The sequence below is a fragment of the Eubacterium sp. AF34-35BH genome, from assembly GCF_003477765.1.
Taxonomy (GTDB): domain Bacteria; phylum Bacillota; class Clostridia; order Lachnospirales; family Lachnospiraceae; genus Eubacterium_G.
Window position 1 is genome coordinate 1 of the sequence record NZ_QUDZ01000010.1, and the last position, 345, is coordinate 345.

Below are 345 nucleotides of genomic sequence, written 5' to 3' on the forward strand. Positions count from 1 at the left end.
TTCACTTTTTACTCCTCTTGATGTAACCTGTCGTACACTTTTAGAAGTTTCCACATCTCCACTTCTTGAAGTGTAAGTTCCTACACCTCTTAAAGTTTCCTTCTGTACACCTTTAGAAGTTTCCATATCTACACTTCTTGAAGTGTGAGTTCCTACACCTCTGGAAGTTTCTCTCTGTATACCTCTTGAAGTTTCCATATTTTCATTCAAATTGTCATCTTCTGCTACATCATCAAAATCTGTGTCATCAGGCTCCGAATGGTCCTGAAACACAACAAAATTCTTTACATATAAGAGGCTTGGAAGTCCCAAACCTCTTCTTTTCTTTTCAACCAATCCAAAATT

At 37.1% G+C, this 345-nt stretch carries 1 pseudogene; it reads right to left on the reverse strand.

Annotated features, from left to right (window positions below):
- Positions 1 to 345: pseudogene (locus DWZ69_RS12170) on the reverse strand (hypothetical protein); the annotation flags it as partial.